Source organism: Novosphingobium oxfordense, from assembly GCF_044029435.1.
Lineage (GTDB): Bacteria > Pseudomonadota > Alphaproteobacteria > Sphingomonadales > Sphingomonadaceae > Novosphingobium.
On record NZ_CP147008.1, the window covers coordinates 1435450 to 1456122 of the forward strand.

Consider the following 20673-nt stretch of genomic DNA (forward strand, 5'->3'; position numbering starts at 1 on the left):
TTCCTTCTCCCCCCGCCGCTAATTCAACGACCTAACATATCGATCCAGCGCCGCTTGCGGCCCCTCCGGCCAACGCGACAGCACCAGCAGCCGCTTGTGTCCGGCGCCGATGGCCAGTTCGTCGGTCACGCCCATGCCGCCGTGGAACTGCACCATCTCGTGCGCCAGCGTAACCGAAGCCTCGCAGATCCACGCCCGCGCGCCGCTCGCCGCCTCGGCAAAGCGGTCACCGCCCCAGGATACAAGCGCCAGGTTCAGCAGCGCGCGGCTTTGTTCGATCGCGGCGTATTGCGCCACCATGCGGTGCTGGATCGCCTGGAAGGATCCTAGCGCCGCGCCGAACTGGTCGCGAGTGCGCACGTAGTCGAGCGTGTCGTGAAACATGCGTTCCATGATTCCCAGCGCTTCGGCGCAGCGGGCGATCGCGGCGACCTGTTGCGCCTCTTCGATCGTCGCGACGCCACCATCCAACCGTTGGCTCTCCAGCACATGCACGCTGTCGAAGGTGAGGGCGACGGCGATGGAACCATCTGCCAGCGGCCAGTCGCGGCGCTGCAGGCCGGGCGTATCGGCGGGCACTAGAAACAGCGCGGCGCCTTCCGGATCATCGGGCGCGCCCGATAGCCGAGCGCTGACGATGTAGCCGTCCGCGCCGCCGCCGGTGATGCAATAGGGCTTTGTGCCGTCCAGCCGATAGCCGCCATTGTCCGCCACGGCCGCAGTCTCGATCCAGGTCAGCCCATCGCGAGCACCCACTTCGTCATGGGCGAGAGCGAGGCGCCTTTCGCCGGTGAGCAGCGCCTCCAGCCATTCGTCGCGCAAGGCTTCCGGCGCGGTTCGCGCGAACAGGCGGCCGGCCAGCACCGACGCTTCGGCCAGCGGCTCGACCACCATGCCGCGTCCCAGTGCCTCGAAAATCGTGGCGATGCCGGTGGCATCGAGACTGAGGCCGCCTAATTCCTCGGGAAACGGCGCTGCAATCAGCCCCAGATCACCCATCAACGCCCAGTTCTTGCCCGAAAAGCCACTGGGCTCGGCCAGGAAGGCGCGGCGGGTTGTGTGATCGTAAGTGTTGGTGACGAATCGCTCGGTCAGCGCCTTGAGCATTTCCTCGTCTTCGCTGAGATCGAAATTCACGTGCCTCTCCCATCTGTCACACGGGTGTAGCACCTGCCGTGGGAGCATCTCCGCTGGGCAAAAGGCTAGGCCGAACCGGCCCGGTTCAGGCTTTCGGGCGATTGTGCACACGGTCGGGCCACGTTAAGCTTGGCAGCGAGAGAGGAAAAACATGTCGCTGTTGTCACAGGAAAACATAGACGCCGTGCGTGTCCCGTCACCGGCGGGCATTCGTCCGGCGGCGGAGGCCTTGCACACAATCGCCATGGACCTCGGCTATCGCGCCGCGCCCGCGCACGACATTGCCGACAAGCGCACGCCGGTTGATGGCGAGGGCAAGGTGCTGGCCATCGAGGTGTTCGGCTGGGGCGATGACGAGCGGGTGTGGTGGCGCAATTCGCGCATCGCCCTCGATTCCCCGCTGACTACCGCCTGCCGCTTCGAAAGCCAGCCGTTCTGGGCCAATGCGCAAGGTTTCCGCACGCGCGAGCCGAACGCTTATCTCACCTCTATCGACATCGCCAATTTCGAGCAGCGCGCGATGACGCGGGCCTGTATCGCGGTGCCAGTGCACCTGCCGTTCGGCCAGATCGGCGCGGTAAGCTTCAATCCGCTGGACCGCGAGCGGACCGATCTTGCGGACGATTTCCTGCGCCTGTCGGACGCGCTGGGCCTCTATGCCCGCACCTTCATTGCGACTTACGTACAGGTGATGGGTTCGACGCAGGCGCTGCCGCCAGGATCGCGTCTGTCCAAGCGTGAGGTGGAGTGCCTGCGCTGGGCGGCGATCGGCAAGACGGACATGGAAATCAGCATGATCATGTCGCGCAGCCGCGCCACCGTGCGCTTCCACATCCACAATGCGGCGACCAAGCTGAACGCGGTGAACCGCAGCCAGACGGTCTTCAAGGCTGCGCAGCTGGGGTATATTTCGCTGCATAATTGACGGGCGGCGTCAGTGTAGCCGGTCCTCCAGCATCAGTTTTGCACCGCGCAGGCCCAGCGCCATGGCGGGGGCATTGGTGTTTCCCGTGACATGCCCCGGCATCACCGAACAATCTGCCACGCGTACGCCCTGTACGCCCTTTACCCGCAGGCGCGGATCGACCACGGCTTCGGGATCGTCACCCATGCGGCAGGATCGGATGGCGTGGAGCCCGCAGCTGGACAGGCGCCGGAAGGCGGACAGGATCTCCTCGTCGCTCTCCACCTGAGGACCGGGCACCAGTTCCGCGCCGACCATCTGCCCCAGCGGCGCTTCCGCCATGAACGCGCGCATCTTGCGTACCAGCGCGATGGCGGATCGGCGGTCGTGCTCGGTCGAAAGGAAGTTGTGGCGGATATCGGCGAGGTCGCCTGAATTCGGGCCGGTCGCCCGCACCGCGCTCTCGCTGGTGAGACGCAGGAGCTGGCCGTAGATAGTGACGCCGGGGCGCGGGTCGATCTTGTCGAGCGGGACCGGATCCTTGTCGTCGCCGACCTTGAAGGTGTAGCCGCCGAGGTAGAACTGCGCGTCGGTGCGCCTGTCGGGATGGGCGACGTTGCAGAATGCGCCCACCTCGAATGGTCCGGTCGCCAGCACGCCATCATGGCGCAGCAGATAGCGCAGCATGGCCATGGCTGCGCCCAGGCCGAAGAAGCTGCGGTTGGTGCCGCGCCCACGTTCCAGCCGGAACGGGATGGAGATCGACAGGTGCTCGATCATCCGCTCTCCCACATCGGGCGAATGAACGAGCGGGGCGATCCCCGCCGCCTTTAGCCGGGCAGTATCGCCGATGCCGGAGCGCTGGAGAAGCAGGGGGCTTTCCATGGCCCCCGCGCTCACCACGATCTCGCCCGCGCAATCGAAGCGTTGCGGGCGACCATCGACCACGGCGTCGAGGCCCACCGCGCGGGTGCCGTCGAACACGATCTGCTCCGCCAGCGCGCTTGTAATCACGGTCAGGTTCGGTCGCCCCCGCGCTGCTGCCAGATAGGTCCGTGCCGAGGATTCGCGCTGCCCGTTGCGGATGTTGTGGCTGTAATAGCCGACGCGCGGGCCGGTCGCGGCGTTGAGGTCGTCCACGCGTTTCAGCCCCAGCGCTTGGCCGGATTCGATCATCCGCTCGGCCAGCGGATAGGTGAAACAGGCCGGATCGACATGGACCAGGCCGCCGCTGCCGCGCATCGGCGAAGCGCCGGCGGCGTGGTCTTCCAGTTCCAGGAAAGCCTCGGTCATGCTCGCGCCGTTCCAGCCTGTGGCGCCGGCGTCGCTTTCCCAGGCGTCGTAGTCTGCCGGCTCGCCCCGGCTCCAGATCATGCCGTTGATCGAGGACGAACCGCCAAGGCCCTTGCCCCGAATCCAGACTTCGCCGCCGCTGTCCTCGTTCGCGCCCTCGTCGCGCGGCTGGGAGACCGGATAGGCCCACATATGCTCGGGCTTCTTGACCAGCTTGGCCACGCCTTTGGGCAAGGTGACCCAGAAGCTGTCGTTGCTGCCGCCCGCTTCCAGCAGCAGCACCTGAGATCGGCCGTCGGCGCTGAGCCGTTCGGCCATGACGCAGCCCGCCGAACCGGCGCCGACGATGATGTAGTCCCAGGCTTTTGCCATCAGTTCGTTCTCCCGGCCACATGCGTCGCACGAACTGGCACATTGGCTACCCTAGCGTTTTGATGAGTCACAAAGGCGGCGCGGGCACGCTTAAATCAATCACATCAACGGACTCGAAAGCCGAGAGATGGGGAGAACGATGCGCGCCATTGCCGAAGGCCTGTTTACCGATGAGACGCCGCCCCGCTTGCTGGGCGGCCGCGAACGGCAAACGGGGCGCGTGGTGTTTCCCTGTCCTGCCGGTGACAGCTGCGATCCGGTGCCGCTCTCGCGCGAGGGCACGCTCTGGTCCTACACCGTGCAGCGCTATCGCCCCAAGACGCCGCCTTATGCAGGCCCCGAAGCCTTCACGCCTTGGATCGTCGCCTATGTCGAACTGCCGGGCGAAGTGATCGTCGAGGCGCGGCTGGTGGATGTGGATTTCGGCGCGGTGGAGATCGGCATGCCGGTGCGTCTCGTGCCACTGGCGCTCGATCCAGAGGTGGCGGATCCGCTCGCCATTCCCGCCTTCGCGCCGATGCAAGGAGCGCGCGCATGAGCGACGTCTGCATCGTCGGCATCGGTATCCATCCGTTCGGCCGCACCGATGGCCTGTCGGGCGTGGATCAGGGCGTGTTCGCCGTCCGGCAGGCGCTGGCCGATGCCGGGGTGGATTGGCCGCAGATCCAGTTCGCCTATGGCAGTTCGGATGCCGCCGGAAACCCGGACACGATGGTCGATCGGCTGGGTCTGACCGGCGTTCAGTTCATCAATGTGCGCAATGGCTGCGCGGCGGGTGGATCGGCGCTGTTCTCGACGCAGATGGCGATCAAGTCGGGCGAGTTCGAGCTTGGCCTTGCCGTCGGGTTCGACAAGCATCCGCGCGGCGCCTTCAATGCGCTGCCCAGCGAATACAACCTGCCGGACTGGTACGGGGAGGCGGGCTACATGGTCACCACCCAGTTCTTCGCGGCGAAGATCATGCGCTACATGCATATGTTCGGCATCTCCACCGAGACGCTGGCGCGCGTGTCCGAAAAGGCGTTCCGCAACGGCGTTCATGCGCCGCATGCCTGGCGCCGCCAGCCGGTGCCGATCGAGGAAATTCTGGCGGCGCCGCTCGTGTCGGACCCCTACACCAAATACATGTTCTGCTCCCCCGCCGAGGGCGGCGTGGCGCTCGTGCTCGCCAGCGAGAAGAAGGCGCGCGAACTGGGCAAACCGCTGGTCCGTCTGAAGGCAGCGACCATGCGCACCCGTCCGCCGCATAGCTTCGAGGTTTTCGCACCCAGCGTCGACGTTGTGGCGGATGACAACGTGCCGCGCGGCACTGCCACCCGCATCGCCTCTGCCGATGCCTTCCGGCTTGCGGGGATCGGGCCGGGCGATGTCGATGTGGCGCAGCTTCAGGATACCGAGGCAGGTGCGGAGATCATGCACATGGCCGAAAACGGTTTCTGCGCCGATGGCGATCAGGAACGCTGGCTGGCCGAGGGGCGGACCGAGATCGGCGGCGCCCTGCCGGTCAATACCGATGGCGGCTGTCTTGCCTGCGGAGAGCCGATCGGCGCTTCGGGGCTGCGGCAGGTCTACGAAAATGTGGTGCAACTGCGCGGAGACGGTGGCGGCCGTCAGGTGCCTAACAATCCGAAGACGGCCTACAGCCACGTCTACGGGGCACCGGGCGTATCGGCAGTGACGATTCTGGAACGATAGAACGCATGGACATCGAACTTTCCCCCGCCGACCAAGCCTTCCGCGAAGACGTGCGCGCGTTCCTGCGAGATCACTTGCCCGATGCGGTGAAGGCCGGCGCTGCCGCCACGCCGTCGGTCTTTGTGGAGCCGGATATCGGGCAGGCCTGGAACGCGGTGCTCGATGCCAAGGGCTGGCTAGGCTATCAGTGGCCGGTCGAGCATGGCGGCACCGGCTGGACGCCGCTCCAACGCTACCTTTTCGAGAAGGAATGCGCCGCCGCCGGCGCGCCGAACCTCACCGTGCTGGGCCTGAAGCTGCTGGCCCCGGTGCTCTGGACGTTCGGCAATGCGGCACAAAAGGCCCGCTACCTGCCGCGCATCCTTTCGGGCGAAGATTACTGGTGCCAGGGCTTTTCCGAGCCCGGCGCGGGGTCGGACCTTGCCAGCCTGAAGACCCGCGCAGTTCGGGATGGCGAGCACTACGTCGTCAACGGATCGAAGATCTGGACCACCCATGCCCACCACGCAAATGGCATGTTCACGCTGGTGCGTACCAATCCCGATGTGAAGAAGCAGGCGGGCATCTCTTTCCTGCTGATCGACCTCGCCAGCCCTGGCGTCTCGGTACGCCCGATCCTGACGACGGCGGGCGATCATGAGGTCAACCAGGTCTTCCTCGAAGACGTGCGGGTACCGGTCGAAAACCTTGTGGGTGCGGAGGGTGAGGGCTGGACCATCGCCAAGTTCCTGCTCGAAAACGAGCGCGGCGGATCGTGCCATGCGCCCAAGCTCGGCTACGACCTTGCCCAGATCGAGGCAGCTGCGAAAGCGGAGAGCGACGGGCGCGGCGGGGCTCTGGCGGGCAGCATCGACTGGCGCCGCCGCGTGGCGAAGGCGCGGCTGGGGGTGGAGGCGCTGGAGATGATCGAACTGAAGATCATTTCGGAGATCGCCAAGGGCCGCAAGCCGGGGCCGCAGACATCGCTGACCAAGCTGCTGGCATCGAACTTGCGGCAGGAGATCGACCTTCTGGCGGTGGACCTGTTCGGCATCGCCGGGCTGCAACTGGAAATGTCGCGCCCGCTCTATGGCGACAATGCGCCGGATCCGCTGCACTCGCGCGCCGCGCAAGTCGCTGCCGCGCGCTATCTCAACAGCCGGGCCTGGACGATTTTCGGTGGGACAAACGAGGTGCAGAGCACCATCATCGCCAAGTCCGTTTTGGGCCTTTGAAAAGGAACCGTGAAGAGATGCGGACGACAACGGGAGAGGAAGCAGGCATGCAACTGAACCGCGAGGCGCTGACCCGCGCCTATCGGCAGATGAAGCTGATCCGCGAATTCGAGGAACGCCTTCACGAGGAAATCCAGACCGGAGAGATCGCTGGCTTCACGCACCTCTACTGCGGGCAAGAAGCCGTGGCGGTGGGCGTGTGCGAGCATCTTTCAGAGAGGGACAAGATCGTCTCCACCCATCGCGGCCACGGCCACTGCCTGGCCAAGGGCTGCGACGTCACCGGCATGATGAAGGAGATCTGGGGCAGCCAGGAGGGCCTTTGCAACGGCAAGGGCGGCTCCATGCACATCGCCGATATCGACAAGGGCATGCTGGGCGCCAACGGCATCGTTGGTGCAGGCGCGCCGATAGCGGTGGGCGCGGCGCTTTCGAACAAGATCGACGGGCCCGATGCCGATGGCAAGCTGGCCGTCTCCATCGCCTTTTCCGGCGACGGCGCCTGCAACCAGGGCACCACGTTCGAAGCGATGAACCTGGCCGTGGTCACCAAGGCGCCGGCGATTTTCGTCTTCGAGAACAACCACTATTCCGAACACACCGGCGATGCCTATGCGGTAGGCACCGCGCAGGACATCGCCAGCCGCGCCGAAGCCTTTGGCATGAAGGTCTGGCGCGCGGACGGGACGGACTTCTTCTCGGTCTTCGACACATTCGGCGAAGTGCTGGAATTCGTGCGGACGCCCGGCAATGGCCCGGCGGCGGTGGAGTTCGATACCGAACGCTTCTTCGGCCATTTCGAGGGTGATCCCCAGCGCTATCGCGGCGAGGGTGAACTGGACCGCCTGCGCGCCACCCGCGACTGTCTTCGCCACTTCCGCGAGCGGGTGACCGGCGCGAAGCTGCTGACGGGTGAGGACCTCGACGCGGTGGATGCCGATGCCCTGCAGGCCATCGAGGATGCCGTCACGGCATCGCGCGCGGCGGCGCGGCCAACGGCCGAGAACGTCCTCGAAAACGTCTACATCAGCTACTGACGGCGGAGCGGAAGACATGGCAAAGATGATGTACCGCGACGCCATACGCGGCACGATATTCCAGGAAATGCAGCGCGATCCGCGCGTCGTTGTCTTGGGCGAGGACGTGGTGGGCGGCATGGGTACGGCCGGCGGGCCGGAAGCGATCGGCGGGATCTGGTCAACCTCCACAGGCTTCTACGAGGCTTTCGGACCGGACCGGGTGATCGACACCCCGATCAGCGAAAGCGCGATCATGGGCGCGGCGGGCGGACTGGCGCTGGCGGGCAAGCGGCCGGTGGCGGAGATCATGTTCGCGGACTTCATCGGCGTCTGCATGGACCAGCTGTGGAACCAGATCGCCAAGTTCCGCTACATGTTCGGCGGCAAGTCGGTCTGTCCGGCAGTGATCCGCATGCCCTGCGGCGCGGGCTACAACGCTGCCGCGCAGCATAGCCAGATGATCAGCCAGTTCGTGACGTCGATGCCCGGGCTCAAGGTCGTGATGCCTGCGACGCCCGCCGATGCCTGCGGATTGCTGCGGCAGGCGATCCGGGACGATGATCCGGTGGTCTTCCTCGAACATAAGTTCCTTTACGCCATGACCGGCGAAGTGCCGGACGATCCGGACTTCACGATCCCCTTCGGCCACGCGCGACTGGCGCGGGCGGGGGAGGACGTCACCATCGTCGCTTCCGGCATGATGGTCGGCTACGCCGAGACGGCGGCGGATGATCTGGCGCAGGACGGTATCGGCTGCGACGTGATCGACCTCCGCACCACGTCCCCGCTGGACGAGGAAGCGATCCTCGATTCCGTGGAAGTGACCGGGCGACTGGTGATCGTGGACGAGGCTCCGCCCCGTTGCAGCCTTGCCACCGACATTGCCGCGCTGGTGGCCAACAAGGCCTTCGCCAGCTTGAAGGCACCGATCGAGATGGTCACCGCGCCCCATACCCCGGTGCCTTTCGCCCGCGAGTTGGAAGGGGCCTATTTGCCCAGTCCCGCGAAAGTGGCCGCTGCCGTCCGCAAGACGCTGGCATACCGGTGAGGGGGGCGCTGTCATGAGCAGAATCCGCGCTTTCACGATGCCGAAGTGGGGCATCGAGATGACCGAGGGCACAGTGGCCGAATGGATGGTCAAGGAAGGCGAAAGCTTCACGCGCGGCCAGACGCTGTGCCTGATCGAAACCGCCAAGATCACCAATGAGGTGGAGGCCGAATACGATGCCACCGTGCGCCGCGTGCTGGTCACGGGTGGTAGCGAGGCCGAGCCGGTCGGCGCGCTGTTGGCGGTGTTCGATGAAGGCACCCATTCCGAAGATGAGATCGAGGCGTTCATAGCCGCCTTCACCCCGGCCGAGGGCGGCGTGGCGCAAGGCGCCTCGAAAGCCAAGGCCGCCGTGCCCGAGCCGGTGGGGGCTGTCGTCGGCGCCTCGGAGCGTGTGCGCGTGCCGATCGATACCAACCGTCCGATCAGCCCGGAGGCATTGCGTCTGGCCGAGGAGGAAGGCGTCGATATCTCGGATATCGAGGGTTCCGGCCGTCAGGGCAGGATCACCCATCAGGACGTGGTCAAGGCGATGCGCGGCCCGGCTAGTCCGGTACTGAAAGGTGCGCTGGCACAGCACGAGGACGACGGGAAAGCGTTCGCTTCCCCGCTCGCCCGCCGCATCGCCGCGCTTCATGGAATTGCGCTGGCGGGGATGAAGGGCACTGGCCCGCGCGGACGCATTTCCAAGGCGGACGTGCTGGCACTCGTTCCCGCACCGGCAAGTTCAGCCTCGCTCGCCGCGCCGCAGTTCGTGGCCGGCGAGAACCGGCCCGAGATTGTCCCCTTCGACCGCATTCGCAAGGTCGTCGCTCAGCGGCTCACGCAGGCGAAGCAGGAAATCCCGCACTTCTACTTGCGCCTGTCCGCCCGCGCCGATGCCCTGCTGGAATTGCGCAAGAGCGCCAATCTGGTGCTGGGCTGCAAGGCATCGGTGAACGACTGGGTGGTCAAGGCCTGCGCGATGGCGCTGGTTCGCCATCCGGAGGTGAACGTGCAGGTCCACGGCACCGACATCTACCGCTTTCCCCATGCCGACGTCTCGATCGCGGTTGCGGGCCCCAAGGGCCTCGTCACCCCGGTCGTGCGGCAGGCTGACCGTATGCGGATCGACCAGCTTGCGGCCGAAACCCGCCGCCTGATCGATAAGGCGCAAGGGAGGGGGCTGGGCATGGAGGACATGGAGGGCGGCACGTTTTCCGTCTCCAACCTCGGCATGTTCGGGGTGGAGAACTTCGATGCGATCATCAACCCGCCGCAGGGCGCGATCCTTGCCGTGGGTGCAGCGCAGCGCCAGCCGGTGGAGACGGCAGGCGGCGGCATAGCGTTCGAGACGCGGATCGCTTTGACGCTCTCGGTAGACCACCGCGCCATCGATGGGGCTGCGGGCGCGCAGTTCCTCCAGACGCTGAAGACCCTGATCGAAGAGCCGCAGGGCCTCTTCGCCTGATTGAAGGACACGCCATGACCAGTTCCGCCAGACCGGGACCTCTCAAAGCCCTGGGCGAGGTGATCCAGCTCGCCTACTTCCCCACCGATTTCGATGCCGCGATGACGTACTGGATCGAGACCGTGGGCGTCGGGCCGTTCTTCGTGCTCAATGACGTGCGGCTGGGCGAGATGAAGTACAAGGGCCAGCCCACCGACGCGACTTTCTCCATGGCGATCGGCTATTGGGGCGATATCCAGATCGAGCTGATCCGCACCGAGAGCGAGGCACCGTCGCTCTACACCGGCGAATATGCCGTGCGCGACCGGCTGCACCACGTCTGCGTTTTCGTGAAGGACATTGCCGAAGCCCGCCGCGCCTGCGCCGAAGTGGGCGCCGAAGTGATCGTCGAGGGCAAAGTGGGCGATGATGGCGAGGTGATCTACGTCGATCCCGGCCAGGGCCCTGGTTTCGTGATCGAATACCTTCAGCCGATGGCCGGATCGGCAGGCCTGTTCGAGATGATGAAGGACGCGGCGCGCGATTGGGACGGCAGCGATCCCGTGCGGGTGCTGCAATGAGCAAGCCGCTCTCCGACCACGCTACGGCCATGGCGGACCGGGTGGAAGCCTTCGTGCGCCAGGTCGTCGTGCCCTGCGAGCAGGACACGCGCCGCGACCATCACGGCGCGCCGACCGACGAACTGGTCATGGAACTGCGCGAAAAGGCGCGTGGGGCGGGCGTGCTCACCCCCCATATCCGCGAAGACGGCAGCCATCTGACCCAGCGGGAAACGGCCGAAGTGCTGATCCGCTCCGGCCTCTCGCCGCTCGGCCCGCTCGCCTGCAACACCATGGCGCCCGACGAGGGCAACATGTACCTGATCGGCCATGTCGGGACCCCCGAACTCAAGGCGCGCTTCCTCCAGCCGCTGGTCGAGGGCAAGGGGCGCTCCGCCTTCTTCATGACCGAGCCTGCCGATTGGGGCGGCGCCGGATCCGACCCGTCGATGATGAAGACCACCTGCCGCCGCGACGGCGAGGACTGGGTGATCGACGGCCGCAAGACCTTCATCACCGGCGCCAAGGGCGCGATGGTGGGCATCGTCATGGCCGCATCGGCGGAGGAAGACACAAAGGGCGGCGCCTGCATGTTCCTGGTGGACCTGCCCGATCCCGCCATCGTGATCGACGAAGTGCCGAACACCATTGATACCTCGATGCCCGGCGGTCATTCCACGGTGACGATCCGGGAGCTTCGCGTTCCCGCCGCGCAGATGCTGGGCCAGCCGGGGGAGGGTTTCAAGTATGCGCAAGTCCGCCTGAGCCCCGCGCGGCTTTCGCACTGCATGCGCTGGCTGGGCGCCTGCATCCGCGCGCACGAGATCGCGGTGGACTATGCCTGCCGCCGCGAGGCTTTCGGCAAGACATTGATCGACCACGAAGGCGTCGGCTTCATGCTGGCGGAGAACCGCATCCTGCTCCAGCAGAGCCGGCTGATGATCGACTGGTGCGCGGATGTGTTGGACACCGGATCGCTGGGCACTGTCGAAAGCTCGATGGCGAAAGTCGCGGTGAGCGAGGCGCTTATGAAGATCGCCGACAATTGCGTGCAGGTGATGGGCGGCATCGGCGTGACCGATCGCACGATTGTGGAGCAGGTGTTCCGCGAAATCCGCGCATTCCGCATCTATGATGGGCCGACTGAGGTGCACAAATGGTCGCTCGCGAAGAAGATCAAGCGCGAGTGGAAGCAGAGCCAGCAAGAGAAGGCGGCGTAAGTCATGTCCACCGACCTTGCCGCCGACAATTCGGGCACCGTTCCCGTCCGCGAAGGCTATCGCTTCGACGAGGCGGCGCTGGCCCGCTGGATGGCGCAGAATGTCGATGGGTTCGCCGGCCCGCTGATGGTGGAGCAGTTCAAGGGCGGGCAGTCCAACCCGACCTACCGATTGGTCACGCCGTCGCGCAGCTATGTCCTGCGGCGCAAGCCGCCGGGTGATCTGCTGCCCGGCGCGCATGCGGTGGACCGCGAGGCGCGGGTGCAGATGGCGCTGGGCGCGGCGGGCTTCCCGGTGGTACGCATTCACGGCCTGTGCACCGACGATTCCGTGATCGGCACGTGGTTCTACGTCATGGACATGGTGGAGGGCCGCATCTTCTGGGATGCGACATTCCCGCAAGTCTCGCGCGAGGAACGGCCGGCCTACTTCGATGCGATGAACGCGACGATGGCCGTGCTTCATGCCATCGACCCGGACAAGGCGGGGCTGGGCGACTATGGCAAGCCCGGGAATTACTTCGCGCGCCAGATCGGCCGCTGGACGAAGCAGTACCAGGCCGACGAACTCGCCGGTCGCAATGCCGATATGGACGCGCTGGTGGAAGCGCTGCCAAGCCTGATCCCGCCGGGTGACGAGACTTCGGTGATCCACGGCGACTGCCGCTGCGACAACATGATCTTCCACCCCACCGAGCCGCGCGTGCTGGCGGTGCTGGATTGGGAGCTATCGACCCTGGGCCACCCACTGGCGGACTTCGCTTATCACACGCTGATGTACCGGATGCCGCCGGAGATCGTGCCGGGCCTGATCGGCGCGGATCTGGCCGCGCTGAACATCCCGTCGGAGCAGGACTACGTTGCCGCCTACTGTGCGCGAACCGGGCGCGAGGGCATTCCCGATTACGCGTTCTACGTCGCCTTCAACCTGTTCCGCCTTGCTGCCATTTTTCACGGCATCAAGGGCCGAGTCCTGCGGGGAAATGCGGCCAATGCGCAGGCGGCGACCCGCGCCGAATGCTTCCCGACGCTTGCTCGTATGGCGCGCGAACGCCTGGAGAGCGGCATCGAGTGATTCTGCGAGGTCCGCCTCGCCCAATCTTTGCGCGGCGGCGCGGAGACCCGTAAACTAAACCCGCAGGCCTTTCGGTGTAGTGGGAATGGCAGGGTATGCGAAACGATTGAATTCGTGCCGCTAGGACAGGCTATCTCCCGTCCAAAACTGACTGCGGGATCGTCCTGTTCCGCCCCCGTTCAAGCCATTCCGCAACTGCCGCTTGAGCGTCTGCTTTCGCTGTATCCTGCCGCTGTTGATGCTCTGCGTCTCGCTTGGTCTGCCCGCTTTCTACGTGGTTACCAGTGGGCAATGCGTCGGCGGGGTGCTCTCCCATCGCAGAGCTATACCGCGGCGCGCGCTTCCATACCTTAAACTTCAAAAAATGCAGCGCCGTCCGTCGATCGGGAAGGGTGTCGATAAAAGGTCAAAAAAAGCACTTGTACCGATCGGTCAAAGGTTGTACCGATCGGTACAAGGCAGCGGACCTTCTACGGAAATTACATGCATCGCCGCTCCTTCATCGTTGCCCTTCCTTCTGCGCTTCTCGCGGCCTCGGCTCTCGCCAAGACCATTTACATCACGAAAGGAACTGAAATGTCCCGTCCTCCTCTCCCCCCCTTCACCCACGAAACTGCTGTCGAGAAGGTTCGTCTGGCCGAAGATGGCTGGAACACGCGCGATGCAGCCAAGGTCGCCCTTGCGTACACCCTCGACACGCGCTGGCGTAACCGGGTCGAGTTCTCGACCAACCGCGAACAGGCTCAAGCCTTTCTGGAGCGCAAGTGGAACAAGGAGCACGAATACCGGCTCATCAAGGAACTGTGGGCCTTCACCGGCAACCGTATTGCCGTGCGCTATGCCTACGAGTATCGCGATGACGCCGGACAATGGTTCCGCGCCTATGGAAACGAAAACTGGCTCTTCGCCGAAGACGGACTGATGTCGAACCGCCACGCCAGCATCAACGAGATGCCGATCAAGGAATCGGAGCGCCTGTTCCACTGGCCTCTCGGCCGCCGTCCGGATGATCACCCCTCGCTGAGCGACCTCGGCCTGTGAGTTCCAAGCGCGCCCTCACTGATCGCGAAAGTGCGCTGCCGGCATTGGCGGAAGCATTTCGCGAGCATGGTTTCGAGGGCGCGAGCCTGGCGGCTCTGTCAAAGGCGACCGGCCTTGGCAAAGGCAGCCTCTACAACTTCTTTCCTGGTGGGAAGGAAGAGATGATGGAAGCTGTCCTTGAGAATATCGATGGCTGGTTCGCCGAAGCGATTTTCTCACCATTGGAGCATGTTGTGGATCCGGCGGCGGCTGTCACGGCCATGTTTGATGACGTGACTGCGTATTTTCGCTCCGGACGAAGAGTATGCGTCGTTGGATGCCTTGGGCTGAACTCCGCTGGCGAGACATTCTCCGTCAAAGTGAAGGAATACTTCGCTCGCTGGATTTCGGCCCTGGTCCACTGCCTTGAAGTGGGGAAGGTTCCGCCAGCGTTGGCCTTGGATCTCGCCGAAGAGGCGGTTTCTGGAATACAGGGTGCAATCGTGCTGGCGCGGGCGCTTGGCGAGGAAGAGAGCTTTCTACGGATCGTTCGCCGCCTCCAATCGTCCTTGCTCGATGCGATCGGTCGCTACGGCTGAGGCCTCCTAACCGCTCGGCTCCCGGGCGGTTCATTCCAGCTCCCAAAATGATGTCTGCCGGACAGACTAATCGCATCTGCGGTTAGCCCCTCAGCGCGAGCTGGTGGCGCGCGAATGCTGGGCACTGCCAAACCGACATCCTTACACGAGGACATGCCCATGACCATTGGCAACCACGTACCCGCAATCAGGAAGTGGCTGAGCCGCATGGCTGACGAGTTTCAGCCTGTCATTGTGGCATCGAATGTCGCCGGGATAACCGGCGGTGCGATCGCCGCAGCAGGGCTGATCACGAACCGGGCGTTTCAGGGCCGACCGGGGGGAGATACCTGAGCAGCTCAGCCCCGACCCTACTCAATCTGCCACTGCCCCCCGTTCACACCGTACAGGTGGCCGCCCCCGCCCACCGTGGGCTCAACCCCTCCCTTAGAAGAGGGGCCTTGGCAAGCTCAGTCCGACCTCCTTCCAAGCCGCCGATCGGGCTGAGCGTGTCCAAGCATCTTTCAGCTTCATTCCCAGAGTTTTTCCAGGGAGCCCTCACGGATCACCGACCGAGCCGGCTCCTGTTCAACGAACCCAGAACACGCAGACAGGACACCTGCATGCCAAACACGCAGTGCAATTTTTCGCGGCGAAGCGTCCTCGTGAGCGGGGCGGTTGCAGCCACCTTGCCCTGGCTACCGGGCGCAGTCGCCGCTCGCACCACATCTCACCTTACCTCCAACGGAGAAACAATCATGAGCAATGGATTTGTCACGACCAAAGACGGCACCGAGATTTTCTACAAGGATTGGGGCTCGAAGGACGCCCAGCCAATTGTATTCCACCATGGCTGGCCTCTCTCGTCGGACGACTGGGACACACAGATGCTCTATTTCCTGTCGAAGGGCTACCGCGTCGTTGCCCATGACCGCCGTGGCCATGGCCGTTCCGAACAGGTCAGTGATGGGCACGACATGGACCACTACGCCGCCGACGCCGCAGCGGTGATGGAGCACCTGAACCTGCGCAATGCCGTCCATATCGGTCACTCGACCGGCGGAGGCGAAGTGGCGGCCTATGTTGCGCGCTATGGCATCCCGCAGGGCCGCGTCGCAAAGGTTGTGTTGGTCAGCGCCGTGCCGCCGATCATGCTGAAGACCGATCGCTATCCCGGCGGGCTCCCGATCGAGGTGTTCGACGGCCTGCGTGCTGGCCTCGCCGCCAATCGCGCTCAGTTCTTCCACGACGTTGCCGCCGGCCCGTTCTACGGTTTCAACCGCGACGGCGCCAAAGTGCAGGAAGCGGTTATCGATAACTGGTGGCGTCAGGGCATGATGGGCAGCGCCAAGGCCCATTACGAGGGCATCAAGGCCTTCTCCGAAACCGACCAGACCAACGATCTGAAGGCAATCACCGTCCCGACGCTCGTCCTGCATGGCGATGATGATCAGGTCGTACCCTACAAGAACGCAGGCGTGCTGCAGGCTGAGATCCTGCCCAGCGCCACGCTGAAAATCTACGCAGGCTTCTCGCACGGTATGCTCACCGTGAACGCCGACATGATCAACCCCGATTTGCTCGCCTTTGTGCAGGGCTGATCGACCATTGCCGGGGGCTGCGCTGAGAGCCGGCCCCCGGCACGGAATGCAAGAAAGGATATCGCAATGGCCCAACCAAATGAAAATTGCGCCTTGCCACCGTCATACGAACAGGCTGCCAATGCTGCGCACCAGGAAGAGTTGCTCGACGAGGCGCTGGAAGAGACGTTTCCGGCCAGCGATCCGATTTCCCCGGCCTGAGGCAGCTCGCCTGGAATTCGCTATACTCGCCGCAAAGGATGGGAGTGCACGCCGGCTCTCGCCCTAAAGCCGGGCATCTTCAGCTCGACAGATGACCGGCCGCTATCGGTGAGACCGGTCATTGCAGCTATTCAACGCTTTGGACGCGTGAGTCGCCAATCCGGTCCCGCTGGCATTGCGCAAATTCCACGTTGGATTAATCGATTGCCGTCCATGCGACAGGAGCGTGTGAAAGGGAATTTCGAGTTGGGAATTGATGCACAATCTTTCGAGGAAGCAGAAGTCGTAAGGCGCCAACTCGACGCATATAACGCGCGCGACATCGATGGGTTCATGGCCTGCTGGGCAAACGATGCGGAGGTTTATGCTTGGCCATCGGACCGTATCGCCAAGGGCGCAGAGGAAATTCGCACCCGGCACATCGAGCGTTTCAATGAGCCGGATCTGTTTGCTCACCTAGTTAGCCGGACTGCGGTTGATGGTTTGGTCGTGGATAGGGAAGTCGTAACACGCAACTTTCCGCAGGGCCGAGGCACCCTAGATGTGATCGGTATCTACGAATTGGAAGCGGGCAAGATCAAGCGTGCGTGGTTCAAGCAGGGCGTACCTGTTTTCGGCGACTGATCTGGCTAATGCCCGACCTTTCCGTCACTCCAGCTTCGCTTTCCGCTGATAGCTACCACTGCTCTGGAGGCGTCAAAAATCCGTGATGGGCTGGATTTGAAGAAACGGTACCATTCGCTGCTCTGCTCCGAAGGGCAACGATGTCGGCGTTAACCGGCGAGAGCGCCTTAAGGCGCTTTTGATTGCGTCACCGCCGCGACCATTGCGCATAGAGCTTCTTCGAAGGACGGGGCGTCGCCCACTTGGAACGTGCCGCTGATCTCGATGGAAGCATCGCCGGGGTTGGCAAGTTTAAGGTGTTGCACCAGGTAGGGACTGAGGCGCTCCAGCGTCGGCAGTGGAGATGGTAAAGTGCCCGCAGTGTTGGTTTTCGCCGTGTCCCGGCTGACTGTGCAGGGGTTCTCTACGTTTGCTATGTTGGCGGTTGCAGGCGTCAAATGAGCTTTCGGTGCATTGAGAGCATAGGAAAGAAAGGGGCCGCAATCCTGTCACGGGGGCCCCAAGCTCAACCATTGAACGATACAGATGTGCACACCAAACTGATCAGCATAGCTTCAGAAACTGAAACGCACCGGCCATAGACAGGCGTCGCGGTGTCCGATCCGCTAGGAGCATGCGATTTGGAACAGCAAAACCGGCATTTCTACGAGCCGGCGCTTGGTCACGGACTGGCGCACGATCCCTTCAACGCCATCGTGGGCCCGCGCCCCATCGGCTGGATATCGTCCGTATCGGCGGAAGGGCTGGTCAACCTTGCCCCCTACAGCTTCTTCAACGCCTTCAATTACCGTCCGCCGATCGTCGGATTCTCTTCGATCGGCTGGAAGGACACAGTCGCGAATATCGAGGCCACCCGATCCTTCGTCTGGAACCTTGCCACCAAGGGACTGGCGGAGCAGATGAACATGTCCTGCGCGCCGGTCGATCCCCAAGTCGATGAATTCGACCTTGCAGGGCTGCGTGCAGCCCCCAGCCGGCTGGTGACGGCGCCGAGGGTGGCCGACAGTCCGGTTTCCTTCGAGTGCGCCTTGACCCAGCTCATTCAATTGCAGGGCAAGGACGGCAGCAAGGCGGAGAGCTGGCTGGTGCTGGGAGAAGTGATCGGCGTCCATATCGACCCGGCATTCATCGTCGAAGGTGTCTATCAGACCGCTCTTGCGGAACCGATCCTGAGAGCGGGCGGGCCGACCAGCTACTTTTCCATCACGCCCGAAAACGAATTTCACATGACGCGCCCGTCCGCCGGCCAGGCCGCCTTCGGGTAGCCCAAAAAACGGTCCCGTGCGGTAAGGCGCTGGCCCGCTGTTCAGCGCGGCTTTCGGAACTTCAGCACGAACTGATCGGTCCTTCCGCGAATGGCGGGATCGAAGACCTTGGTCAAGTGATCGTCCTGCGGATTGGCGAGCACCTGCGATTCCCCGACGAGCTTGAAACCGGCGGCTTCCACCTGGCGAACGACCACGCTCTTCTCGATCCGGTGCCGGGTTGAGGTTCCGCTCAGCCCGCTTCCCGCGCCGTCGGCGTGGTCTATGACGACATATGTGCCGCCCGGCTTCAGAGACTTGAAAACGGCAGCGTTGAAGGCCTTCAACGCTTCCTCGCCGCCTTCGTTGGCGACATCGTGATAGTTCTGCACGGTCCAGAACAGGTCGACGGGCTGGGGAACCGTTGGCAGGTTGGAGGACTGCACCTCGGCCGTGACGTTGGGCAATTTGCGGGCCTGCAACGCCGGTAGCGTATCGGTCGCGTATTTTGCCGCCGAAGCCGGCCAGATCGCGTAGACGCGGCCCTTCTCTCCTACGATCCCCGTGAAGATGCGCGTCCAGTAGCCGCTGCCCGGAAAGAAATCGACGACCTTGTCGCCGCTCTTTACCTCGGAGAACGCCAGAACCTCGGCCGCCTTGCGCCGGGCGTCGTCTCCCTTTTGATCCGCGCGCGAGGGATCGGCCAGCGCGCGCTCGATTGCCGGGGTGGAGGTTGCCGCAGTTGCCGGCGCCAGCGAACAGATCAGAGCGGTAGCGAGCACGGAATATCGCAGGGAACGCATGGACAAGTTCATGACGCAGATCCTTTTGACGACGGATTGATCGGGACGGAGATCGATAACAACTACCATCACATGCGGAGGATCGCTGAGAAAGCGGTTATTGAAAAGTCCGCCTAAAATGATCGATCGCTACAATACGCCGACCCGCGCCTAAACAGTCAAGTTGGCCCGCTGTTGACCCGATCGCAAACGAGGATCCCCACCGCCGTTTCACCGCAATGAAGTGCAGCCATGAGGTGAAGGGCCGCGCCACTTCTGCTTTGCGGGCGGAGGAAACAGAGGGCCAATCTGGCGATGCGATCCTTGCCGTCGACCGACAGATTGCCTTCAGAAGTAGCTATTCTCGCAGATGTGGATGATGCGCGGCGCCGACCCGGCCAGCGCTGGATGCGGGCGCGACCAAGCAAATGTCGATGCTCTTGCCCCCGGTAAATTTCCGCTCTTGGCTGCCACAGTTTCGCTGCTCGCGCGGCGTTGTGGGCTTCGTGATCGGACCGATTATCTCAATCTCGAGGCGCCAAGATTGGTATGACGACGAAACCTGGCACTCATGTCCCGCAGGGTCATTCCGGCGTCGATCTGTGTGTAGACGCGCATAGGCCTGCCCGACGGTTTATCCGCATAACTCCCATCGTCCAGTAGGCGAGGCGTGGGAATTGAGCGGAATCGACTGGAGGTAGGGTCCGGTTGCATTGGAGGTACCAAGGCCGTCAACGTCACGAGAGGGCTGTCGCCCAGCACATAGGCGTCCGTAACCGGAGGTAGCGGTAGCCCGGGTATTTTGGCCAGCATCGAGGGGAGCGCATCCACCTTGGCCTTGAGGTAAGCCCCCAGCGGACCCGAGGCTCCCAATTCCTCAAGCTCGCCCATGCCGAACAGCATCTGCGCATATGCATTGGATGGGACCTGCCAGATTTCGATGTCGGATTCGTTGAAGATGACCTGCGCTGCGATCGGATCGATGGAAAAGTTAAACTCCGCCCCGCTGGGCGCTGGGCTCTGATCGCCAAGGTCGGAATGGGGGGTGCCGCCGATCCAGATCAGCTTGATACGCTTTCCGATCCGGGGTTCGGCCAACCAGGCGAGTGCCAACTCCGTCAGTCCCGCGCCAGCGGCATAAATGAGCGGTTCCTGCGCGTCATCGCGCATGGCTTCCCGAACGATTGCAGCAGTTGCGGGGCCAGGTTTCCACGTCCTGCGGGATGCGATCGGTGCTTCTGATCCGGCGATTACGGTGAACGCCTGCGCCTTGCCCATCACCGTCAGGAGGTCGCGCGCAGCGATTGCTGAATCTGCAGCATCATGCCCACTGCCGAAGGCGGCTGGCAAATGCGATCCCACGATCAGTGGAATCCTGACCGAATTGCACAACACATGATGGGCGAGCTGGAAAAGACCATCGGGATCTCCAGCGAAATCATTGTCAAGGATGAGCCGTGCCAGCAATGGCTGCCCGATTGCGTCAGTTCGGGCGTTAGAAGGGATCGCCAACATGGCGGCATACGCCGCTACCGCTTCTACAAATCCGCGACGATCCAAACCCACTCTCATCTTCAACTTTCCTGAGCCCTTTGTGCGGTACCGTCTGCGGTTTTTGCGTTGAGGTAAAATATCGAATTTTAGCAGTTCCATAGCAC

At 63.5% G+C, this 20673-nt stretch carries 22 protein-coding genes; 17 read left to right on the plus strand and 5 right to left on the minus strand.

The window, feature by feature from the left end; translation table 11 throughout:
* Positions 1 to 18: 18 nt before the first annotated feature.
* Positions 19 to 1137 carry an acyl-CoA dehydrogenase family protein gene (locus WBP07_RS29140; protein ID WP_395396722.1) on the minus strand — a complete coding sequence of 373 codons (1119 nt, stop codon included), beginning with the start codon at positions 1135 to 1137 and terminating at the stop codon, positions 19 to 21.
* Between the two features lie 151 nt (positions 1138 to 1288).
* Here WBP07_RS29140 and WBP07_RS29145 point away from each other — a divergent pair, with 151 nt between their 5' ends.
* Complete coding sequence (locus WBP07_RS29145) at positions 1289 to 2062, plus strand: LuxR C-terminal-related transcriptional regulator (protein ID WP_395396723.1); 774 nt, start codon at positions 1289 to 1291, stop codon at positions 2060 to 2062.
* Between the two features lie 9 nt (positions 2063 to 2071).
* Here WBP07_RS29145 and WBP07_RS29150 read toward each other — a convergent pair whose 3' ends face one another.
* The gene (locus tag WBP07_RS29150; RefSeq protein WP_395396724.1) at positions 2072 to 3706 is read right to left on the minus strand and encodes a GMC family oxidoreductase; all 1635 of its coding nucleotides are present in this window, start codon (positions 3704 to 3706) and stop codon (positions 2072 to 2074) included.
* Positions 3707 to 3845: 139 nt separating this feature from the next.
* Between WBP07_RS29150 and WBP07_RS29155 the strand changes: the two genes are divergently transcribed.
* From WBP07_RS29155 to WBP07_RS29225, 15 genes are all read left to right on the plus strand, one after another.
* Positions 3846 to 4244 carry a Zn-ribbon domain-containing OB-fold protein gene (locus WBP07_RS29155; RefSeq protein WP_395396725.1) on the plus strand — a complete coding sequence of 133 codons (399 nt, stop codon included), beginning with the start codon at positions 3846 to 3848 and terminating at the stop codon, positions 4242 to 4244.
* Positions 4241 to 5401 carry a thiolase family protein gene (locus WBP07_RS29160; RefSeq protein ID WP_395396726.1) on the plus strand — a complete coding sequence of 387 codons (1161 nt, stop codon included), beginning with the start codon at positions 4241 to 4243 and terminating at the stop codon, positions 5399 to 5401. Before WBP07_RS29155 ends, WBP07_RS29160 begins: the two co-directional genes overlap by 4 nt.
* Positions 5402 to 5406: 5 nt before the next feature.
* Complete coding sequence (locus WBP07_RS29165; protein WP_395396727.1) at positions 5407 to 6615, plus strand: acyl-CoA dehydrogenase family protein; 1209 nt, start codon at positions 5407 to 5409, stop codon at positions 6613 to 6615.
* A 47-nt stretch (positions 6616 to 6662) separates the two neighbouring features.
* Complete coding sequence (locus tag WBP07_RS29170; RefSeq protein ID WP_395396728.1) at positions 6663 to 7652, plus strand: thiamine pyrophosphate-dependent dehydrogenase E1 component subunit alpha; 990 nt, start codon at positions 6663 to 6665, stop codon at positions 7650 to 7652.
* Between the two features lie 16 nt (positions 7653 to 7668).
* Positions 7669 to 8682, plus strand: a complete 1014-nt coding sequence (locus WBP07_RS29175; protein ID WP_395396729.1) for an alpha-ketoacid dehydrogenase subunit beta — start codon at positions 7669 to 7671, stop codon at positions 8680 to 8682.
* A gap of 13 nt (positions 8683 to 8695) precedes the next feature.
* Positions 8696 to 10132: a 2-oxo acid dehydrogenase subunit E2 gene (locus tag WBP07_RS29180; RefSeq protein ID WP_395396730.1), complete on the plus strand. Its 1437-nt coding sequence runs from the start codon at positions 8696 to 8698 to the stop codon at positions 10130 to 10132.
* Positions 10133 to 10146: 14 nt separating this feature from the next.
* Positions 10147 to 10692, plus strand: a complete 546-nt coding sequence (locus WBP07_RS29185; RefSeq protein WP_395396731.1) for a VOC family protein — start codon at positions 10147 to 10149, stop codon at positions 10690 to 10692.
* Positions 10689 to 11891, plus strand: coding sequence for an acyl-CoA dehydrogenase family protein (locus tag WBP07_RS29190; RefSeq protein WP_395396732.1), 1203 nt, complete (start codon positions 10689 to 10691; stop codon positions 11889 to 11891). Before WBP07_RS29185 ends, WBP07_RS29190 begins: the two co-directional genes overlap by 4 nt.
* 3 nt (positions 11892 to 11894) lie before the next feature.
* Positions 11895 to 12965 (plus strand): phosphotransferase, encoded by a 1071-nt coding sequence (locus WBP07_RS29195; RefSeq protein ID WP_395396733.1) that lies wholly within the window; start codon positions 11895 to 11897, stop codon positions 12963 to 12965.
* 576 nt (positions 12966 to 13541) lie between these two features.
* Positions 13542 to 14006: a DUF1348 family protein gene (locus WBP07_RS29200; protein WP_395398270.1), complete on the plus strand. Its 465-nt coding sequence runs from the start codon at positions 13542 to 13544 to the stop codon at positions 14004 to 14006.
* Positions 14003 to 14584: a TetR/AcrR family transcriptional regulator gene (locus tag WBP07_RS29205; protein ID WP_395396734.1), complete on the plus strand. Its 582-nt coding sequence runs from the start codon at positions 14003 to 14005 to the stop codon at positions 14582 to 14584. Before WBP07_RS29200 ends, WBP07_RS29205 begins: the two co-directional genes overlap by 4 nt.
* Before the next feature lie 159 nt (positions 14585 to 14743).
* Positions 14744 to 14917, plus strand: coding sequence for a hypothetical protein (locus WBP07_RS29210; protein ID WP_395396735.1), 174 nt, complete (start codon positions 14744 to 14746; stop codon positions 14915 to 14917).
* Positions 14918 to 15321: 404 nt separating this feature from the next.
* A complete protein-coding gene (locus WBP07_RS29215) occupies positions 15322 to 16164 on the plus strand; it encodes an alpha/beta fold hydrolase (RefSeq protein ID WP_395396736.1) in 843 nt (280 codons plus the stop codon).
* Between the two features lie 66 nt (positions 16165 to 16230).
* The gene (locus tag WBP07_RS29220) at positions 16231 to 16365 is read left to right on the plus strand and encodes a hypothetical protein (RefSeq protein ID WP_395396737.1); all 135 of its coding nucleotides are present in this window, start codon (positions 16231 to 16233) and stop codon (positions 16363 to 16365) included.
* Between the two features lie 213 nt (positions 16366 to 16578).
* The gene (locus WBP07_RS29225; RefSeq protein ID WP_395396738.1) at positions 16579 to 16989 is read left to right on the plus strand and encodes a nuclear transport factor 2 family protein; all 411 of its coding nucleotides are present in this window, start codon (positions 16579 to 16581) and stop codon (positions 16987 to 16989) included.
* Positions 16990 to 17156: 167 nt separating this feature from the next.
* On the opposite strand, the gene WBP07_RS29230 is transcribed toward WBP07_RS29225, so the two are convergent.
* Positions 17157 to 17426, minus strand: a complete 270-nt coding sequence (locus tag WBP07_RS29230; protein ID WP_395396739.1) for a hypothetical protein — start codon at positions 17424 to 17426, stop codon at positions 17157 to 17159.
* 183 nt (positions 17427 to 17609) lie between these two features.
* Between WBP07_RS29230 and WBP07_RS29235 the strand changes: the two genes are divergently transcribed.
* Entirely contained in the window at positions 17610 to 18254 is a 645-nt protein-coding gene (locus tag WBP07_RS29235) for a flavin reductase family protein (RefSeq protein ID WP_395396740.1), read from the plus strand.
* 41 nt (positions 18255 to 18295) lie between these two features.
* Here the strand turns inward: WBP07_RS29235 and WBP07_RS29240 are convergent, their stop codons facing one another.
* Together WBP07_RS29240 and WBP07_RS29245 are read right to left on the minus strand one after the other, a co-directional pair.
* On the minus strand, positions 18296 to 19048 hold the full coding sequence (locus WBP07_RS29240; RefSeq protein WP_395396741.1) for a class I SAM-dependent methyltransferase: 753 nt from the start codon (positions 19046 to 19048) through the stop codon (positions 18296 to 18298).
* Positions 19049 to 19534: 486 nt separating this feature from the next.
* The gene (locus WBP07_RS29245) at positions 19535 to 20668 is read right to left on the minus strand and encodes a nucleoside hydrolase (RefSeq protein ID WP_395396742.1); all 1134 of its coding nucleotides are present in this window, start codon (positions 20666 to 20668) and stop codon (positions 19535 to 19537) included.
* Positions 20669 to 20673: the final 5 nt, after the last annotated feature.